Consider the following 18,790-nt stretch of genomic DNA (forward strand, 5'->3'; position numbering starts at 1 on the left):
TTTTGCTGTAGTTAACTCATTATATTCACGAGGAAAATATGAAAAAGTTATTTATATGCTCAGGTTTGGGCATAATGTTTTTTATGCTTGCGGGTTGCACAACCAACTATGTGATGACGACGAAGAATGGGCAAACGATCGTAACTCAGGGTAAGCCGCAGTTAGATAAAGAGACGGGGATGACCAGTTATACCGATCAGGAAGGCAACCAGCGGGAAATTAACAGCAATGATGTGGCGCAGTTGATTAAGGCTGACTAAGCATTGGGCGCGATGCGGTGTTGGCGGCAACGCGCATTAAACCCGGCAGGCCTGGGACTGCCGGGGAAGGGGAATGTTATGTCGCTGCTTCTTCTTTCAATACGACACTCTCTGTCGAATCCGCCGTCACTGGCGCAGTGCGATGGATCTCCGCCACACGACGTCGCACGCCAAACCAGCCGGCGACCAGCAGAATGGCGATCAGCGGCAACGAGGCGATAGTGTAAGTTCCATTCGGGTAGTCAAACGCCATGAGTACCAGCACGCTTAGTAAAAACAGCAGCGTTAGCCAGGAGGTAAAAGGCGCGCCGGGCAGTTTAAAACTGACGTCTGCGGCTTTGCCTTCTTTTATCGCCTGGCGTAAACGCATCTGGCACACCATGATAAACGCCCACGACGCGATAATGCCGAGCGAGGCAAAATTAAGAACGATCTCAAACACACGGGAGGGGACCAGGTAATTCAGGAACACGCCGACCACGTAAACCACCAGAGTCGCCAGAATACCCGCATAGGGCACATGCTGACGGCTCATTTTCGCCATGAATTTCGGCGCGGAACCCCCCATCGACATTGAACGTAAAATTCTCCCCGTACAGTAAAGCCCGGAGTTCAGGCTGGAAAGCGCGGCGGTTAACACCACGATATTCATAATACTGCCGATATAAGGCACGCCAAGTTTAGAAAAGAAGGTGACAAACGGACTTTGCCCCGCCTGGTAGGCGTTCCACGGCAGCAGTAAAACCAGCAATACGACCGATCCTACATAGAAAAGACCAATACGCCAGATCACGCTATTGATGGCTTTTGGCACCATCGTCTGTGGATCTTTGCATTCCCCAGCGGCGGTACCGACCAGTTCAATCGACGCAAAGGCGAACACCACGCCCTGAATCAGTACCAGCGCGGGCAACAGGCCGTGCGGGAAAAAGCCGCCATTATCTGTAATCAGGTGAAAACCGGTGGCATTACCCTCAAGCGGTTGACCGGTACCGAGAAAAATCGTGCCTACCACCAGGAAGATAACAATGGCGAGTACTTTTATCAGCGCGAACCAGAACTCCATTTCGGCAAACCATTTTACGCCGATCATGTTCATGGTACCGACAATGGTTAACGCGCCGAGCGCGAACACCCATTGCGGAACGTCGCCAAATGCGCCCCAGTAGTGCATATATAACGCCACTGCGGTGATATCGACGATCCCGGTCATCGCCCAGTTAATAAAGTACATCCAGCCTGCGACGTAGGCCGCTTTTTCACCCAAAAACTCACGGGCGTAGGAGACGAAGCTCCCGCTGGAAGGGCGATGCAATACCAGTTCGCCCAGCGCGCGTAAAATGAAAAAAGAAAAAATGCCGCATACCAGATAGACCAGCGCCAGTGCCGGTCCGGCCATTTGCAATCGGGCGCCTGCGCCTAAAAATAAACCGGTGCCAATCGCGCCGCCGATAGCAATCATCTGAACCTGACGATTCCCCATCGCTTTGTGATACCCCTCTTCATGGGCGTTCAGCCAGCGTCGTTTCGCCGCATGTTGTTCTGCGGCGTGCGTAGTCTGTGTTTTCATTACGTTACCTGTTGTAGCCTGTCCTGACAGAAAAATTCCTTATGCCGCGACGGGCGCTCACCAATCGATTGCCTGCAATGGCGAATGCCGCTTTTCCCTGATTCTGTGACAGGGATAAAACCGCCGGCGGAGCATCCTACCTGCAATTGTTAAATGACGCAAAACATACGGAAAGAACAAAATGAGGATGTCGAGTTTATTTGTGTGGTCAGATGTGGTGCGGTGTGGTCACGATTCAGCCAGATAAGACGCCAGCACAAATCCGCAGTGATTACTTTGCGCAATAATTAACCAGCGCTAATCCCTGGTGGGATTTATGGTCATAGATATAACCTCGAACGGTAAACTACCTGACGATATTGCAGCAGCATAAGGTAAGGCCGTTGCGCCTGTTATTCTCATTTTCTCCTGAAAATGTATGCCTTTGAGCAATTTTGTTGATTGACATATCGTTATAATGAGAGAGGAGTAGGACATATAAAGCTATTGAGCAAAATTTGAAGGAGTATGATATGCCACATACATCAGTTTCTACCTATGCCAGGGCATTATCAGGAAATAAACTACCTCATGTTGCTGCAGGAGATTATGAAAATAAATTATCAACAAAAATCATGAAAGGCATCTTGTGGGTACTTACCGCAGGACTGGCCTACGGATTTACGCGAGTAATTGAACATTGTTGCAATGTTACGCCTAAAGTTGAGGAGTTCTGTGCCAATGCAGGGAATATCCATAATCATCTTGCTGATGCTGTACGTGATGGACTGTTTACTATAGATGTCGAGCTTTCTGATGGTCGGATGTTAACATTCGAACAACTCTCGCTGATGGCTGGACGTGAGCCAATCGTCAGGATATCGGATGGCGAACATACCGTTGAAGTTAAGGGGGCCTTTGAAGATATTTGTATGAGATTGGAAGAGGGCTTTTTTGAGGCGCCAGCGTACTATGCTTATGATATTGATAAAGACCATAAAACCGTCAGAGAACGAATAGCAGAATATAATGCCTTACCACAGGCATCAGGTGCCATTCCGAGTTTAGAATATTATATCGCTCGGGCCAACAGCATGGGCGAGGCGAAAGCGCAATGGGCGGCCGACATAAAATCTCGCTACCATAACTATTTGGACAAGTATTAAAAAGCGTTTATGTTTAGCCAGCTTTGTTAGAAATCAGACTCGCTGAGCTGGCGTTAAAAATTTTAACACGCCGCTATTTTGGCGGCGTGTCGCAAAGAGATTCTCAGCACCCGATTTCCGTTTGTAGGCCAAAATCCCACGTACCTCCGGCGGCTGTAGCCGGCCTGTCTTATTTTTTCAAAAGTATCCAACGCTATTCCACGGATAGGGTATCCTGTTGCGCAGCGATATCCACCTCAGCCTGTGTGCCGAACACAAGCATTAATGTTAATGGAAGCCTCAGATGACCTCTTTTTTACATGCTTATTTTACGCGATTAAATTGTCAGCCGTTGGGGGTTCCTACGGTTGAAGCGCTCAGAACGCTTCACTTAGCGCACAACTGCGCGATTCCTTTTGAAAATCTGGATGTGCTACTGCCTCGTGAAATACAGCTCGATGAGACGGCATTAGAGGAGAAACTGCTTTATGCCCGACGCGGTGGATACTGTTTTGAACTGAATGGTCTGTTTGAACGTGCGTTACGCGACATCGGTTTTAACGTCCGAAGCTTATTGGGGCGTGTCATTCTGTCTCATCCCGCCAGTTTACCGCCGCGCACGCACCGTTTGCTGCTGGTTGATGTTGAGGATGAGCAGTGGATCGCTGACGTGGGGTTTGGTGGCCAAACGCTAACCGCGCCGCTTCGTCTGCAGGCCGAAATTGCCCAGCAGACGCCGCATGGCGAATACCGCCTGATGCAGGAGGGGGGCACATGGATTTTACAATTCCTCCACCATGGGCACTGGCAGTCGATGTACTGTTTTGATCTGGGGGTGCAGCAGCAGAGCGATCATGTGATGGGCAATTTCTGGTCGGCTCACTGGCCGCAATCCCATTTTCGTCATCATTTGTTGATGTGCCGCCATTTGCCTGATGGCGGCAAGCTGACATTAACGAATTTCCACTTCACGCGTTACCACCAGGGACATGCCGTTGAACAGGTCAATGTACCGGATGTACCGTCGTTGTATCAGTTACTTCAGCAGCAGTTTGGTCTCGGCGTAAATGATGTAAAGCACGGTTTTACTGAGGCGGAGCTGGCCGCGGTAATGGCTGCATTTGATACCCATCCGGAGGCGGGAAAATAATTTTTTGCCGCGAGGATTTGCGGGCCTGACAAAGATTAAAAAGCAATGGCCCATTCGGCATGAAACAAAATGACCGCCTGGCCGGAGATGGTGACGTTTTCCGGCTGGTTATCGCGAATGGTGACGGTAACATCAACAGTACCCTCTTTGCCTAAAGCGCGCCCCTGATGGCCTTGAATCTGCAGCGTTTTACCGTCATGCGCCATCAGGCCATGATGGACGAGCCATGCACCCATCGGGCCATTGGCGTTTCCCGTTACCGGATCTTCCACAATCCCTATCGCCGGAGAAAACATTCGCCCATCGGTTTCGTTTTTTCCCGGACGAATCTGGAAAGGAAAAAAGCCGTTACAGCCAATTTGCTGGCTGATTGCCGTCAGGGCTGCCAGATTCGGAGAAAGGGCATCAATATCAACGTCTGGTTTGAGCAGGATCATCACTTTTGCATGTCCTGTTGAAGCCACCTGAATTGGCGCTCCCGGCACGATATCATCTTCAGTCAGGTTCAGCGCGGCGATGATGGCAGCCCGAATCTCTCCGACTAGCGGTGGTTCAAAAGAGGGCTGACCTTGTTCCAGCGTGATGCGATAGTCGTTGTGTTCGGCATGAATTTCAACGCGATGACGGCCCGCTAACGAGGTTTGCCAGACGGTGGTGTTTCCCAACCCCAGTACCGTTGCCCGAACATAATGCGCGGCCACGGTGGCATGACCACAGATGGGGACTTCTACTGTCGGTGTAAAATAGCGTATGCGCACATCACTCTCTTCGCTTTTTAGCAAAAAGGCGGTTTCCGAGTGACGAAGTTCACGGGCAATCAGCTGCATCTGCGCGTCGCTTAGCGTATCCGCATGTAAGACAACGCCAGCAGAGTTGCCGCGAAAGGGTTCGCTGGTGAAGGCGTCAACATGGTAAATCTGCGGTTTCATTGATGTTCTCCTTTGACTGAAGAATCATCATAGCCTGTGCGTTGCCGAATGACGACGCCCAGGCGTTTTCTTTGCCCGGTAAGCGTATCCCCGGGCAAAGAGAATTAGCGGCGGGTACGAACAATCTGGTAGCGACGGGTGAAATACTCAAACGGCGCGCTCCAGACATGAACCAGACGGGTGAACGGGAAGAGCAGGAAAATAGTCATTCCCAGCACCAGATGAACGCGGAAAACAAACGCCACACCGCTCAGCATTTCCGAAGACCCGCCGCGGAAGGTGACAATACTTTGCGCCCAGCCCACCAACTTCATCATTTCGCTGCCATCCGGATATTGCGCCGAAAACGGAATGGTGCTCAGGCCAAGCAGGCACTGAATCAGCAAAATGCTCATGATGATAATATCTGGTGTAGTGGATGTCGCCCGCACACGCTGATTGGTCAGACGACGCCACAGTAATCCCGCGCCGCCGATCAACGTTAATACGCCGCACACGCCGCCGAGGATCATCGCCATCTGCTGTTTTACCGCAATCGGCAGGAACCAGGCATACATCCAGTGCGGCGTCAGCATCCCAAACAGATGGCCAAAAAAGATCCCCAGAATGCCAATATGGAACAGATTCGACCATATCACCATCCCACGCTTATCCAGCATCTGGCTGGACGACGCGCGCCAGGTGTATTGTCCGTAGTCATAGCGCAGCCAACTGCCGAGGAAGAATACCGTGGCGCAAATATAGGGGTAGATGTCGTAAAAAAAGACGTTCAGGTACTGTATCATTTCGGGCCTCCCGCGCTGACGTCGACGTACTGCGGTGCCGCGTCCTGGCTAAAGCGTCGTTGATAATGGTGTAACGGTGAACTGTCACAGGTCGTGGCGTTATCTTCGATAAACTTCACCTGTTCTTCTTCCCAGACGGCATCCAGTGCCTGACGGGTATCATCCCGCGATTCCTGAACAATCTGTTTAGTGACGCTGTCACTTGTCAGTGGGCTGCCCGCCAGCGTCAGCAGGGCGTCAAACAGTTGATACCACGGCGCTCCTCGCTGTTTCAGACGACCGCCCAGCAGCGCCAGAATAGGGGCAATATTCTGTAATCCCTCGCGCGCTTCCGCTTCCGGCAACACGCTTAAGTACTCCAGATAGAGCGGCAGGTGATCCGGCAGTTCGCGGCAGTTGAGCTGCAGGCCCACGGTTTCATACTGACTTAACAAATCGACCATCGCCTGGCCGCGATCGCGGGACTCCGCATGAACATGCTCGAATAACAGCAATGAAGTGGCGCGCCCGCGGTCAAACACTTCGCACCATTCTGCTTGTTTATCCAGTAACGGCGCATAAAGCAGCTCGCGAGTGAAGTCGGCCAGCATTGGCGCATCGTGCTGGATAAGGGCGAACGCCTCATCCCGACATTCCCACAACCCGTCGTCCGGATACTCCATCAACAGGCCAATCGCTTTGAGGATTTGCATTATTCCCCCTCCGCTTTATCACGCACTTCGGTGATATTGATGGCATCAATACGGCTACTGTTGAACAGGTTGAATTTGGTATCCGAGCCGTGACAACCGTCGCCAAAAGTAAAGCCGCAGCCGTTGCGCTCCGGAAAGGCGTCGCGCGCCATTTCCCGGTGGCTGGTGGGAATGACAAAACGATCTTCATAATTGGCAATCGCCAGGTAGCGATACATCTCTTCAACCTGTTGTACGCTCAGACCCACTTCGTCAATCGCGCGGGTATCCGTCACGCCTTCAACCGTCTGCGAGCGCATGTAGTGGCGCATCGCCATCATCCGCTTTAGCGCCCGAATGACCGGACCGGTATCGCCCGCGCTGAGCATATTGGCCAGGTACTGAACCGGAATACGCAGCGTCTCCACCGCCGGCAGAATATTGCCATTGTGCGGCAACCCGCCCGCGTCGGCGTATGACTGGATGGGCGACAGCGGCGGTACGTACCAGACCATCGGCAGGGTACGGTATTCCGGGTGCAGCGGAAGCGCCAGCTTCCAGTCCATCGCCATTTTGTACACCGGCGACCGTTGGGCGGCGTCGATGACGTTTTGCGGGATGCCCTGTTTAAGCGCCTCCTCGATGACCGCCGGATCGTGCGGATCGAGAAACACATCGCACTGACGTTCATACAAATCCGTCTCGTGTTCGGTACTGGCCGCGTCTTCAATCCTGTCGGCGTCGTAGAGCAGAACGCCAAGATAACGGATGCGCCCGACGCAGGTTTCCGAGCAAACGGTCGGCTGGCCGGATTCAATACGCGGATAGCAAAATATGCACTTCTCAGACTTGCCGCTCTTCCAGTTAAAGTAGATTTTTTTGTACGGGCAGCCGCTGATACACAAACGCCAGCCCCGGCATTTATCCTGGTCGATTAGCACGATGCCGTCTTCTTCACGCTTATAAATAGCGCCACTTGGGCAGGTGGCGACACAACTGGGGTTCAGGCAGTGTTCGCACAGGCGCGGCAGGTACATCATGAAGGTGTTTTCGAACTGACCGTACATCTCCTTTTGTATGTTGTCGAAGTTACGGTCGCGGGCGCGTTTTTCAAACTCGCCGCCGAGCAGCTCTTCCCAGTTTGGCCCCCAGATCACCTTGTCCATCCGTTTTCCGTCAATCAGTGAACGAGGGCGGGCAGTGGGCTGATGCTTACTCTCCGGCGCATTATGTAAATGCTGATAATCGAAGGTAAAGGGTTCATAGTAATCATCGATTTGCGGAATCACCGGGTTGGCGAAAATTTTGCTAATTACCCCCATTTTGCCGCCCAGACGGGGCCTTATCTTGCCATTAACATCACGAACCCAACCGCCTTGCCACTCCTGCTGGTCTTCCCAGTTTTTGGGATAGCCGATACCCGGTTTAGTTTCGACGTTATTGAACCATGCGTATTCCATCCCTTCACGCCCGGTCCAGACGTTTTTACAGGTGACGGAGCAGGTGTGACAGCCAATACATTTATCGAGATTCAGTACCATCCCAACCTGTGAGCGTATTTTCATTTTTTCGCCTCCTGTACCTGATCCCGGCCCTCATCATCCAGCCAGTTAATGTTTTTCATCTTCCTGATCATGATGAATTCATCGCGATTCGAACCCACGGTTCCGTAATAGTTGAAGCCGTAAGCCAGTTGCGCATAGCCGCCGATCATATGCGTCGGTTTTGGACAGACCCGGGTCACGGAGTTATGGATCCCGCCGCGCATCCCGGTCACTTCCGAGCCCGGAATATTCATAATTCGCTCCTGGGCGTGGTACATCATGGTCATACCCGGCGGAACGCGCTGGCTGACCACCGCACGAGCGGTAAGGGCGCCATTAGCGTTGAAGGCTTCAATCCAGTCGTTATCTTCAATACCCAATTCACGGGCATCGACTTCGCTGATCCAGACAATCGGTCCGCCGCGCGACAACGTCAGCATCAGCAGGTTTTCGCTGTAGGTGGAGTGAATTCCCCATTTCTGGTGCGGCGTCAGGAAGTTAAGCGCTTTTTCCGGGAAGCCGTTGGGCGGAATTTCTCGCATTTCGCTGACGCTGCGGGTATCAATCGGCGGGCGATATGCCACCAGACTTTCGCCAAAAGCGCGCATCCACGCATGATCCTGATAGAGTTGTTGCCGCCCCGACAACGTACGCCACGGGATCAGTTCATGTACGTTGGTATACCCGGCGTTATAAGAGACATGTTCGCTTTCCAGTCCTGACCAGGTCGGGCTGGAGATAATTTTGCGCGGTTGCGCCTGGATATCACGAAAGCGAATTTTCTCATCTTCTTTATTGATGGACAGATGGGTGTGCTCGCGCCCGGTCATCTCGCCCAGCGCCTGCCAGGCTTTCACCGCCACCTGGCCGTTGGTTTCCGGCGCTAAGGCAAGAATCACTTCCGAGGCATCCAGCGCGGTGTCGATCCGCGGACGTCCTTTCGCCGGGCCATCGTGTTTGGTGTAATTGAGCTTACCGAGGAAATCGACTTCATCTTGCGTATTCCAGGCAATCCCCTTACCGCCGTTGCCTAATTTATCCAGCAGGGGACCCAGCGAGGTAAAACGTTCATAGGTGGCCGGATAATCGCGTTCAACCACGACGATATTGGGGGCGGTTTTGCCCGGAATAAGTTCGCACTCGCCTTTACGCCAGTCGAGAATATCAAATGGCTGCGCCAGTTCCGCCGGGGAATCATGCTGGAGCGGGTGTAACACCACATCGGTTTCCTGTCCGAGGTGTCCGACACACACTTCAGAAAAGACGCTGGCGATACCTTTGTAGATCTCCCAGTCGCTTTTGGATTCCCAGGCAGGATCGACCGCGGCGGAAAGGGGGTGGATAAACGGATGCATATCCGAGGTATTCATATCGTCTTTTTCATACCAGGTGGCGGTCGGCAAGACGATATCGGAAAACAGACAGGTACTGGACATACGGAAATCAAGCGTGACCAACAGATCGAGTTTGCCCTCAATCGCGGCGGACTGCCATTCCACCTCTTCAGGCTTAATTCCTTCGCTGGAGCCCAGCGCTTCGCCCTGGATACCGCTGTCGGTGCCCAGCAGATATTTGAGCATGTACTCATGACCTTTCCCGGAGGAGCCGAGCAGGTTAGAGCGCCAGACAAATAAATTTCGTGGGTGATTATGACCACTGTCAGGCTGTTCGCAGGCAAAACGGATAGCGCCTGATTTCAACGCCTGCACGGTATAATCCGCCGCAGACAGCCCGGCTTTATCGGCGCTCGCTTTCACGCTGAGCGGGTTAAGATTAAGCTGCGGTGCCGAGGGTAGCCAGCCCATACGTTCCGCGCGCACGTTGAAATCGATCAGGTGTCCGGAAAATTTAGCCGGATCGGCCAACGGCGAGAGTAATTCTTGCGCAGTCAGTTTTTCATAGCGCCACTGGCTGGCATGGTTGTAGAAAAACGAGGTACTGTTCATCTGACGCGGTGGGCGATTCCAGTCCAGCGCGAAGGCCAGCGGCAGCCAGCCGGTTTGCGGCCGCAGCTTCTCCTGGCCGACATAGTGCGCCCAGCCGCCGCCGGTTTGTCCAACACAGCCGCAGAACACCAGCATATTAATCATCCCACGGTAATTCATATCCATGTGATACCAGTGATTCACTCCCGCGCCGAGGATGATCATCGAACGACCGTGAGTTTTATGGGCGGTCTCGGCAAATTCACGCGCAATAGTTTCGATATGTCGACGCGGCACGCCGGTAATTTGTTCGCCCCAGGCCGGCGTGTAGGCTTTTACGTCGTTATAATTATTGGCGCTATGGCCGTCATCCAGACCACGATCCAGCCCATAATTAGCCAGCACCAGATCGTAAACGCTGACGACCATCCGCTCGCTACCGTCCGCCAGAGCCAGGCGTTTCACCGGCAACTGACGTACCAGCACCGGTTCCTGCCGCACGCTGCGGAAATGTGGGTTTTCGTTACCGCCAAAATAGGGGAAGGCGACACCCGCCACGTCATCATGCTGACCGAGTAAAGAGAGCGACAGTTCAGTTTCGGCGCCCGCCGCCACCGGTTCCAGGTTCCATTTTCCCTTTTCACCCCAGCGAAAACCGATAGAACCGTTGGGCGCGACCAGTTCGCCCGTACTGTTGAGCGCGACGGTTTTCCATTCCGGATTATTGGCTTCTCCCAGTCCATCCACCAGATCCGACGCGCGCATCATACGCCCCGGTACATAACTGCCGTCTGCGCGCTCATCCAACAGGACCAGCATCGGCATGTCGGTATAACGGCGGCAATAGTTAAGGAAATAGTCGCTGGGATTATCGAGATGAAACTCTTTCAAAATGACGTGACCCATGGCCATCGCCAGCGCGCTGTCGGTACCTTGCTTTGGTGCCAGCCACTGATCGCACAATTTAGCGACTTCGGAATAGTCCGGGGTGATGGCGATCGTCTTAGTGCCTTTGTAGCGCACTTCGGTAAAGAAGTGCGCGTCCGGGGTACGCGTCTGCGGCACGTTAGAGCCCCAGGCAATAATGTAGGCTGAGTTATACCAGTCGGCGGACTCCGGCACATCAGTCTGCTCGCCCCAGGTCATTGGCGACGCGGGCGGAAGATCGCAATACCAGTCATAGAAGCTCAGACAAGTACCGCCAAGCAATGACAGATAACGTGTTCCGGCGGCGTAAGAAACCATCGACATCGCCGGAATAGGTGAAAACCCCGCCACACGATCCGGTCCATAGGTTTTGATTGTCCAGACGTTAGCGGCGGCAATGAGCTGATTCAGCTCTTTCCAGTTCGAACGAATAAAGCCGCCATGTCCGCGCACCTGTTTGTAACTTTGGCATTTTTGCGGGTCGTTCATTATCGATTCCCATGCCAGTACCGGATCGCTGTGCCGGGAAAGAGCCTCGCGCCACAGTTCTATCAGCCGCTTACGCACCAGAGGGTATTTCAGACGATTGGCGCTATAGAGATACCAGGAGTAGCTGGCGCCGCGCGGGCAGCCGCGCGGTTCATGGTTCGGCAAATCGGGACGCGTGCGCGGGTAGTCGGTTTGCTGGGTTTCCCACGTCACCAGACCGTTTTTGACATAAATTTTCCAGCTACAGGAGCCCGTGCAGTTGACGCCGTGGGTTGAGCGCACGATCTTATCAAACTGCCAGCGCTGGCGATAACTGTCTTCCCAGTCGCGGTTGGTATGCATCACCTGACCATGGCCGTCGGCAAAGGTATCGCCTTTTTGTTTAAAGTAACGAAAGCGATCCAACAGTTTACTCATGACATTTCTCCTGCTTCGATAAATTTTCCGCCATCCTGCCGATTTGGCGTTAAACCATTACCGGATGGCCGTCCTACAGGTGCGTATGTTGTTATTGTTGTTTAGGCTTACGACGCCCGTAGACCAGCCAGGTCAGCAGGACGCAAGCGATGTAAAACAGCAAAAAGATTTTCATGGCGCCCACCGGCGAGCCGGTCAAGGCCAAAGAGGTGCCAAACGCTTTTGGAATAAAGAAGCCGCCCACAGCGCCAATAGCGGAGATAAAACCGAGCGCGGCGGCGGTATCCGTCACCGCTTCGCGCTGCGCCTGCTCATCGCTCCCGCCGCGCAGTTTGACGTTGTAGAGCGTGATCTGACGGAAGATCACCGCAATCATCTGGAAGGTAGAACCGCTGCCGAGACCCGCTGTCAAAAACAGGCCCATAAAAACAAGATAGAACGCGCTAAAGCTGCCTGCGCCGGAGCCTGGCAGCGTGAGGAATAGTAGGGCGGTAAACAGCGCCATAAAGATAAAATTAATGAGCGTTACGCGAACGCCGCCGAATTTATCGGAGATCACGCCGCCTGCCGATCGCGCCAGCGCGCCGATAAAGGGGCCAAAGAACGCCAGTTGCAGAATGTTTACGTCGGGAAATTGCGTTTTGGCGAGCATGGCGAAACCTGCGGAAAAGCCGATGAATGACCCGAATGTCGCCAGGTACAGCAGGCTAAGCAGCCACAGGTGCAGACGTTTTAGCACCGGCAATTGCGAGGCGACAGACGCTTTTGAACTGCCGATATCGTTCATACCAAACCAGGCGGCAAGCGTCGCGATAACCAGTAACGGCACCCAGATCCAGGCGGCGTTAGTTAGGGCGAGCAGGGAGCCATCAGGTTGCGGCACGCCCCGGACGCCTAAAAAAGTAAATATCGGCAGAAAAATAACCAGCGGCGCAATCAACTGCATCACACTGACGCCAAGATTTCCCAGTCCGCCGTTAATACCCAACGCGCTACCTTGTCTGGCTTTTGGAAAGAAAAAACTGATGTTGCCCATACTGGACGCGAAGTTTGCCCCCGCAAAACCGCACAACAGAGCGATGAGCATAAATACCCCGAAAGGGGTGGCAGGATTTTGCACGGCGAATCCCAGCCAGGCACAGGGAATAATCAATATTACGGTACTTAATACGGTCCATTTACGACCACCAAACAGTGGCACCATAAAGGAGTAGGGAACGCGTAATATTGCGCCGGAAAGAGAAGGTAGTGCGGTTAATAAAAAGAGTTGGTCAGTGGTAAAATTAAACCCAATTTTATTGAGGTTGACGGCAACAGCGCTAAACAACATCCAGACGCAAAATGCCAGGAGCAAACAACTTACTGAAATCCATAAGTTTCTTCTGGCGATGCCTTTCCCTTTATTCTCCCAGAAGGCTGGATTTTCAGGTCGCCAGTCACTCAAGAGATAACGATTATAATTCTCGTTTTGTCGTGTCATTTTACCCCTCACATGCGCATATCATTTGAAAAAAACACAAAAAAGAGCCAGAGCGTCACGCGCTCTTTTGAGAACTTATTGAAGTTTTTTTAGAATATTGAGTGAAAGAATAGATAAAAAACCAGGCCAGCGCGGCGCGAAGAGGAGATATGATGTTTCTTAATTGTTACTATTTGTAAATTAAAGGGGGTTTTTATTAAATTATTTGTAACTTTACGCAAAGAGTTCAAGCGTAATCATCCGATCCAGATGGTATTTAAACGCGGGATCGGCCATTTCCGGAATACCCAGTACATACATACCGTCCAGCCCGCACACCAGTGCGATAAGCCGCCAGGCGATATCCGTGGCGTTAGCAGTAAACGTAAATTCTCCTTCCTGTTTGCCCTGCTCGATAATAGTGACCGTTTCCTCATGCCACATCTGCATCGTAAGGAGATAAGCATCTCTGATGTGCGGATCCCGATCGGCCAGAATTTGCGCCTCTCGCCACAATTTTATGTAAGGCTCAAAGCCGCCGTCTTCGCTACCCAACATAGCGTGAAGCCGAGCACGCCAGGTGGCGGGCGGCGGAACTTGCCCGGCATCAAGCAGGGTGCGGATCAAATGGACAAAGGCCAGCGCTTTGAGCTCGCCCGCCGAGCTGAAGTGGTGATGCACCTGGCCGGCGGCGACATCGGCTTCTGATGCGATACGTCGCACCGTCATGGCGGCAAACCCCTCTGTCAGCGCCACGCGCATCGCCGCTTGCAGGATCACTTCGCGGCGTTCATCCCGGTTAAGGTAACTCATATTTTCCCCACATTAGCCAATGCGCGCAGTGTAACAAAAAGCTGGACATTCGTTCAACTTACCGTAGGATCCTGAAACTGGACAAGCGTCCAAATTTGAATTTTTGAAGGGAGAGTTATGTTTCGTCAGTGGTTAACGTTAGTCATTATTGTGCTGGTCTATATTCCTGTCGCCATTGATGCCACGGTCTTGCATGTCGCCGCCCCGACACTGAGTATGACACTGGGGGCCAGCGGCAACGAGCTGCTGTGGATCATTGATATTTATTCTTTGGTCATGGCTGGCATGGTGTTGCCGATGGGCGCGCTTGGCGATCGTATCGGTTTTAAACGCCTGCTGATGCTGGGTGGGACGCTCTTTGGCCTGGCATCATTGGCGGCGGCGTTTTCGCATACCGCCAGTTGGCTTATCGCCACCAGGGTATTACTGGCTATTGGCGCGGCGATGATTGTACCGGCAACGCTGGCCGGGATACGCGCCACCTTTTGTGAAGAGAAGCATCGCAACATGGCGCTGGGCGTCTGGGCAGCGGTAGGTTCAGGCGGAGCGGCGTTTGGGCCGCTCATCGGCGGCATATTATTAGAGCATTTTTACTGGGGATCGGTTTTCCTGATCAACGTGCCGATTGTGCTGGTCGTCATGGGCTTAACCGCCCGTTATGTTCCTCGCCAGGCGGGCCGTCGCGATCAACCGCTCAATCTTGGCCATGCGGTGATGCTGATTATTGCCATTTTGCTGTTGGTCTATAGCGCTAAAACCGCGCTGAAAGGGCATCTGTCGCTGTGGATCATCTCGTTTACCCTGCTTACCGGCGCGTTGCTCCTGGGACTCTTTATCCGCACACAGCTTGCGACATCGCGTCCGATGATTGATATGCGACTATTTACCCATCGCATTATCCTGAGCGGCGTCGTGATGGCGATGACCGCGATGATCACTCTGGTGGGTTTTGAGCTGCTGATGGCGCAAGAGCTACAGTTTGTTCACGGGCTATCGCCTTATGAGGCCGGGGTATTTATGCTGCCAGTGATGGTCGCCAGTGGATTCAGCGGGCCGATTGCGGGCGTGCTGGTCTCGCGTCTGGGACTACGGCTGGTCGCGACGGGCGGCATGGCGTTAAGCGCGCTGAGTTTTTATGGTCTGGCGATGACGGATTTCAGCACCCAGCAATGGCAGGCCTGGGGGCTGATGGCGCTGCTGGGATTTAGCGCCGCCAGCGCATTGCTGGCTTCCACGTCGGCAATTATGGCCGCTGCGCCGGCAGAAAAAGCGGCGGCGGCCGGCGCGATCGAAACGATGGCTTATGAACTGGGCGCAGGACTGGGCATTGCCATTTTCGGCCTGTTGTTAAGCCGTAGCTTCTCCGCTTCTATCCGTCTGCCTGCCGGGCTTGAGGCGCAAGAGATTGCCAGAGCGTCATCTTCAATGGGTGAAGCTGTGCAGTTGGCGAATAGCCTGCCGCCCACGCTGGGGCAGGCAATACTGGACGCCGCCAGACAGGCCTTTATCTGGTCGCATAGCGTGGCGTTAAGCAGCGCCGGGAGTATGCTTCTTTTGCTGGCGGTAGGGATGTGGTTCAGCCTGGCAAAAGCCCAACGCCGATAACATAACGCCTGATGAGATAAGCGCTTAATGCGCTAGCTGGCAGGGGGAGTCCATTTCCTCAACTTCTTTACCGCTGAGGCGTGCGTATTGCCCCGTCAGTCGCCAGAAAGCAGGCTGGGTTTCGGTATAAATTTCCGCAGCCAGAATCAGCCGACGGCGATCAACTTCGTTCAGTTCCAGTAAGGTCCAGGGAATAAAATAGCGATCGGTATCGGTAAGCCGAAACCACAGCGGACACCCGCAGCCGGAACAGAAGTAGCGTTCGCCGCGTGAAGAGGATGAAAAGTATGGCGGTTCCGGGGAAAGGGGGGCTAGCTGTGGTTGCCCGCAGGCTTCCAGATACATGGCTATTCCACCCGACCATTTTTGACACAGCGTACAATGGCAGGCATAGACATCCAGCATTTCGACGTCAACGGTAAAATGGCTCTGTCCGCAAAGACAACGACCAGTGAACGTCTGCACGGCATACTCCTTATGACCGAGTCTACATCAAGAGAAAAAGCCAGCCCTGAAAGGACTGGCTTTGTATTCAGACTACAACAAAATTAGAACTGGTAGTTCAGACCAACAGCAACGATGTTGTCGGTAGACACTTTAGCCGCTTTGGTGAAATCGCTGTCGTCCAGCAGGTTGATTTTGTAATCAACGAAGGTGGACATGTTTTTGTTGAAGTAATAGGTTGCGCCGACATCGATGTACTCAACCAGATCCTGGTCGCCGTAAGTACCCAGGTTTTTACCTTTGGATTTCAGGTAAGCGATGGACGGACGCAGACCGAAGTCGAACTGATACTGAGCAACCGCTTCGAAGTTCTGGGTTTTATTCGCGATAAACGCATCACCCGCTGAATCTTCACCGAAGGTGGTCATGTTCAGCGTTTCGGAGTAGGTGGTCGCCAGGTAGATGTTGTTCGCATCATATTTCAGACCAGCAGCCCAGACTTCAGCGTTTTTACCCGCAGCATTCAGGTTGCTCGCTGCTTTCACCTGGTTGTTAGTACGGTCAGACTTCGCATAGGCCGCACCTACGCCAAAACCTTCGTACTCATACGTTGCGGACAGACCGAAACCGTCGCCGTTAGACTCGTACGCGCCGTCACGGTCGTTTTTGCCCTGGTACTGCGCGGCAAAGTTCAGACCTTCAACCAGGCCAAAGAAGTCAGTGTTACGGTAGGTGGCAACACCAGTAGTACGGCCAGTCATGAAGACGTCAGTCTGAGTCCAGGTATCGCCACCGAACTCTGGCAGAACGTCGGTCCATGCGCCGATGTCGTAAGCAACGCCGTAGTTACGACCGTAGTCGAAAGAACCGTAGTCAGCGAATTTCAGACCAGCAAACGCCAGACGGGTTTTGTCTTTGTCAGCGCCCTGGCTTTCAGTACGGTTGCCTTTGAATTCATATTCCCACTGGCCAAAACCGGTTAACTGATCGTTGATCTGCGTTTCGCCTTTAAAGCCCAGACGCGCGTAAGTTTTGTCACCATCACTTCCGTTATCATCAGAGAAATAATGCTGAGCGTGAACTTTACCGTACAGATCCAGTTTATTGCCGTCTTTGTTATATACCTCGGCTGCATTTACAACGCCTGCTGCCAACAGGGAAGTCACTGCCACTGCCACTAACTTAAGTTTCATTTTAATAATCCTTATAATTTTCTTAGCGTGTTTCCTCAACCATTGTTAAACGAGGCGTTTGTCAATGGCAGACTATTTTTAAATGACGGAGTGGCATAAGTTCAATAATAAGTTTCATAAGATTACAAATTATTTTAATTTGTGTGATCGAGATCTCCTTAATACATTTGAGAGTATTAATTTAAATAGGGATTTTCTAATAAAATATATTTTCGAAGGGGATTGTTTGGCTGTTTATGATTTTATTTTTGGTAGTAACGGCTGATTATTATATGCACTAATACAGTTGCCAGCTAGCGTTAATTATATATTTGTTAATATAATTATATCATCACATTAACATATTTAACGATTTTATAAAATCCATTTTTACCAGCGCAATCCTGGCATGGCGCAGGGGGAGCACGTGAAAATGAAAAATCGTCAAAGACACACAGGCGATAGATAAAAGCGTAGTTGTGTTATGAAGAGTGTCAAGGTGCAGCGGGTCGATTTAATATCAACATCGGCCCGCCCGTCGCTATTAGCGCCGCCGCGTTGCCAGCCAACAAAGTAGCGAACCTACGCAAACCATGACTGCGCCTTGCCAGAAGGAGAATGACAGTGGTGAGCTGAGTAACAGCGCTGCCAGAGCAGAGGACATGACGGGGGTAAAATAAGACCCTACGGCCATGATAGTCACATTGCCATGAAGTATGCCCACATTCCATGCTGCGTAGGCGAACCCCAACGTTAATGCCGCGGTAAAAAGTTTAGCAATCACCGGTAGGCTAAATATCATGGCAGGCTGCGGTGTAAGAAAATAGTGGAACCACAGCGCCACGGCAGTGAGTAACACAAAGACGGTGATACCGTTAAAACCACGCGCATATTTATTTGTGACGGTGCAGTACGTCGCCCATATAAACGCCCCAAGAAATGCCAGTAAATAACTTAGCGGACTGGTGGCGACATTGCTGATAATTTCCCCTGGATTAAGACCATTCTCGCCCCCCAGAACCCAGCAAACGCCAGTAAGTGCAATAAGCAATCCAGGAACAATAAGCCAGTTAGTTTTTTGCCCATTAAAAAGAATAGCAAACAGAATGGTCAGGCTGGGCCATAAATAGTTAACCATGCCGACTTCGATAGCCTGATGGCGAGTGGCGGCATAACCGAGAGAAAGCGCCAGGCATATTTCATAACTGACAAACAGTACGCTGCCTGCGATGAGGTATCGCCCCGGGAAACGACGGATATCAGGTAATCCGACGGTAAAAATCAGCAGCAGGCCGCTTAATGAATAGATCATGGCTGCGCCGCCTACCGGTCCGAGACCTTCGCTGACGCCGCGAATTAACCCAACCATCGTGCTCCACAGAACGATGGCAACAAGCCCTATTAGCGTTGCTTTTTGTGATGTCATGCTTTGTGACTGTCCTGAATACCGCGCAAAATAAACTGCCACTTATAGCACTTTTTCCGAGGGCGATGCCATGCAGTGTC

General features: G+C 52.3%; 15 protein-coding genes. 4 read left to right on the top strand and 11 right to left on the bottom strand.

Going from position 1 to position 18,790, the window contains the following annotated elements; genetic code table 11:
- Positions 1 to 38: 38 nt before the first annotated feature.
- Positions 39 to 260 (top strand): YgdI/YgdR family lipoprotein, encoded by a 222-nt coding sequence (locus tag ACLD11_RS03800; RefSeq protein WP_079944346.1) that lies wholly within the window; start codon positions 39 to 41, stop codon positions 258 to 260.
- 76 nt (positions 261 to 336) lie between these two features.
- Here ACLD11_RS03800 and ansP read toward each other — a convergent pair whose 3' ends face one another.
- Entirely contained in the window at positions 337 to 1,830 is a 1,494-nt protein-coding gene (gene ansP / locus ACLD11_RS03805; RefSeq protein WP_079811191.1) for an L-asparagine permease, read from the bottom strand.
- 512 nt (positions 1,831 to 2,342) lie between these two features.
- Here ansP and steA point away from each other — a divergent pair.
- Together steA and nhoA are read left to right on the top strand one after the other, a co-directional pair.
- The gene (steA, locus tag ACLD11_RS03810) at positions 2,343 to 2,975 is read left to right on the top strand and encodes a type III secretion system effector SteA (protein WP_183060376.1); all 633 of its coding nucleotides are present in this window, start codon (positions 2,343 to 2,345) and stop codon (positions 2,973 to 2,975) included.
- Positions 2,976 to 3,258: 283 nt separating this feature from the next.
- Positions 3,259 to 4,104, top strand: a complete 846-nt coding sequence (gene nhoA, locus ACLD11_RS03815) for an N-hydroxyarylamine O-acetyltransferase (protein WP_411014554.1) — start codon at positions 3,259 to 3,261, stop codon at positions 4,102 to 4,104.
- Between the two features lie 35 nt (positions 4,105 to 4,139).
- Here the strand turns inward: nhoA and ACLD11_RS03820 are convergent, their stop codons facing one another.
- The 7 genes from ACLD11_RS03820 to ACLD11_RS03850 form a co-directional block, all read right to left on the bottom strand.
- Positions 4,140 to 5,033 (bottom strand): PhzF family isomerase, encoded by an 894-nt coding sequence (locus ACLD11_RS03820; RefSeq protein WP_156010648.1) that lies wholly within the window; start codon positions 5,031 to 5,033, stop codon positions 4,140 to 4,142.
- Positions 5,034 to 5,137: 104 nt separating this feature from the next.
- Entirely contained in the window at positions 5,138 to 5,818 is a 681-nt protein-coding gene (narI, locus tag ACLD11_RS03825; RefSeq protein ID WP_000617106.1) for a respiratory nitrate reductase subunit gamma, read from the bottom strand.
- Positions 5,815 to 6,510 carry a nitrate reductase molybdenum cofactor assembly chaperone gene (gene narW / locus ACLD11_RS03830; RefSeq protein ID WP_368371806.1) on the bottom strand — a complete coding sequence of 232 codons (696 nt, stop codon included), beginning with the start codon at positions 6,508 to 6,510 and terminating at the stop codon, positions 5,815 to 5,817. The genes narI and narW overlap by 4 nt, the downstream gene beginning before the upstream one ends.
- A complete protein-coding gene (narH, locus tag ACLD11_RS03835) occupies positions 6,510 to 8,054 on the bottom strand; it encodes a nitrate reductase subunit beta (RefSeq protein WP_000702587.1) in 1,545 nt (514 codons plus the stop codon). The genes narW and narH overlap by 1 nt, the downstream gene beginning before the upstream one ends.
- Complete coding sequence (locus tag ACLD11_RS03840; protein ID WP_411014555.1) at positions 8,051 to 11,791, bottom strand: nitrate reductase subunit alpha; 3,741 nt, start codon at positions 11,789 to 11,791, stop codon at positions 8,051 to 8,053. Before ACLD11_RS03840 ends, narH begins: the two co-directional genes overlap by 4 nt.
- Positions 11,792 to 11,882: 91 nt before the next feature.
- The gene (locus ACLD11_RS03845) at positions 11,883 to 13,271 is read right to left on the bottom strand and encodes a NarK family nitrate/nitrite MFS transporter (RefSeq protein ID WP_058331494.1); all 1,389 of its coding nucleotides are present in this window, start codon (positions 13,269 to 13,271) and stop codon (positions 11,883 to 11,885) included.
- Positions 13,272 to 13,484: 213 nt separating this feature from the next.
- A complete protein-coding gene (locus tag ACLD11_RS03850; protein WP_411014556.1) occupies positions 13,485 to 14,063 on the bottom strand; it encodes a TetR family transcriptional regulator in 579 nt (192 codons plus the stop codon).
- Between the two features lie 117 nt (positions 14,064 to 14,180).
- Here ACLD11_RS03850 and smvA point away from each other — a divergent pair, with 117 nt between their 5' ends.
- Positions 14,181 to 15,668: a methyl viologen efflux MFS transporter SmvA gene (gene smvA, locus ACLD11_RS03855; RefSeq protein ID WP_411011323.1), complete on the top strand. Its 1,488-nt coding sequence runs from the start codon at positions 14,181 to 14,183 to the stop codon at positions 15,666 to 15,668.
- A 24-nt stretch (positions 15,669 to 15,692) separates the two neighbouring features.
- On the opposite strand, the gene ACLD11_RS03860 is transcribed toward smvA, so the two are convergent.
- The 3 genes from ACLD11_RS03860 to yddG form a co-directional block, all read right to left on the bottom strand.
- Entirely contained in the window at positions 15,693 to 16,073 is a 381-nt protein-coding gene (locus ACLD11_RS03860) for a GFA family protein (RefSeq protein ID WP_014343841.1), read from the bottom strand.
- A 143-nt stretch (positions 16,074 to 16,216) separates the two neighbouring features.
- Entirely contained in the window at positions 16,217 to 17,305 is a 1,089-nt protein-coding gene (gene ompD, locus ACLD11_RS03865; RefSeq protein WP_000769037.1) for a porin OmpD, read from the bottom strand.
- Positions 17,306 to 17,828: 523 nt separating this feature from the next.
- Entirely contained in the window at positions 17,829 to 18,710 is an 882-nt protein-coding gene (gene yddG / locus ACLD11_RS03870) for an aromatic amino acid efflux DMT transporter YddG (RefSeq protein ID WP_000203795.1), read from the bottom strand.
- Positions 18,711 to 18,790 lie beyond the last annotated feature (80 nt).

This window comes from Salmonella sp. 741265116_PST (genome assembly GCF_046567715.1).
Taxonomy (GTDB): domain Bacteria; phylum Pseudomonadota; class Gammaproteobacteria; order Enterobacterales; family Enterobacteriaceae; genus Salmonella; species Salmonella enterica.

Excerpts from the sequence above, each read along its gene's own strand:
- narI (WP_000617106.1), bottom strand. The coding sequence starts at position 5,818 with ATGATACAGTACCTGAACGTCTTTTTTTACGACATCTACCCCTATATT.
- ACLD11_RS03820 (WP_156010648.1), bottom strand. The coding sequence starts at position 5,033 with ATGAAACCGCAGATTTACCATGTTGACGCCTTCACCAGCGAACCCTTT.
- ACLD11_RS03840 (WP_411014555.1), bottom strand. The coding sequence starts at position 11,791 with ATGAGTAAACTGTTGGATCGCTTTCGTTACTTTAAACAAAAAGGCGAT.
- ACLD11_RS03860 (WP_014343841.1), bottom strand. The coding sequence starts at position 16,073 with ATGCTGGATGTCTATGCCTGCCATTGTACGCTGTGTCAAAAATGGTCG.
- ompD (WP_000769037.1), bottom strand. The coding sequence starts at position 17,305 with ATGAAACTTAAGTTAGTGGCAGTGGCAGTGACTTCCCTGTTGGCAGCA.
- narW (WP_368371806.1), bottom strand. The coding sequence starts at position 6,510 with ATGCAAATCCTCAAAGCGATTGGCCTGTTGATGGAGTATCCGGACGAC.
- ACLD11_RS03845 (WP_058331494.1), bottom strand. The coding sequence starts at position 13,271 with ATGACACGACAAAACGAGAATTATAATCGTTATCTCTTGAGTGACTGG.
- steA (WP_183060376.1), top strand. The coding sequence starts at position 2,343 with ATGCCACATACATCAGTTTCTACCTATGCCAGGGCATTATCAGGAAAT.
- ACLD11_RS03800 (WP_079944346.1), top strand. The coding sequence starts at position 39 with ATGAAAAAGTTATTTATATGCTCAGGTTTGGGCATAATGTTTTTTATG.
- yddG (WP_000203795.1), bottom strand. The coding sequence starts at position 18,710 with ATGACATCACAAAAAGCAACGCTAATAGGGCTTGTTGCCATCGTTCTG.
- smvA (WP_411011323.1), top strand. The coding sequence starts at position 14,181 with ATGTTTCGTCAGTGGTTAACGTTAGTCATTATTGTGCTGGTCTATATT.
- nhoA (WP_411014554.1), top strand. The coding sequence starts at position 3,259 with ATGACCTCTTTTTTACATGCTTATTTTACGCGATTAAATTGTCAGCCG.
- ACLD11_RS03850 (WP_411014556.1), bottom strand. The coding sequence starts at position 14,063 with ATGAGTTACCTTAACCGGGATGAACGCCGCGAAGTGATCCTGCAAGCG.
- narH (WP_000702587.1), bottom strand. The coding sequence starts at position 8,054 with ATGAAAATACGCTCACAGGTTGGGATGGTACTGAATCTCGATAAATGT.
- ansP (WP_079811191.1), bottom strand. The coding sequence starts at position 1,830 with ATGAAAACACAGACTACGCACGCCGCAGAACAACATGCGGCGAAACGA.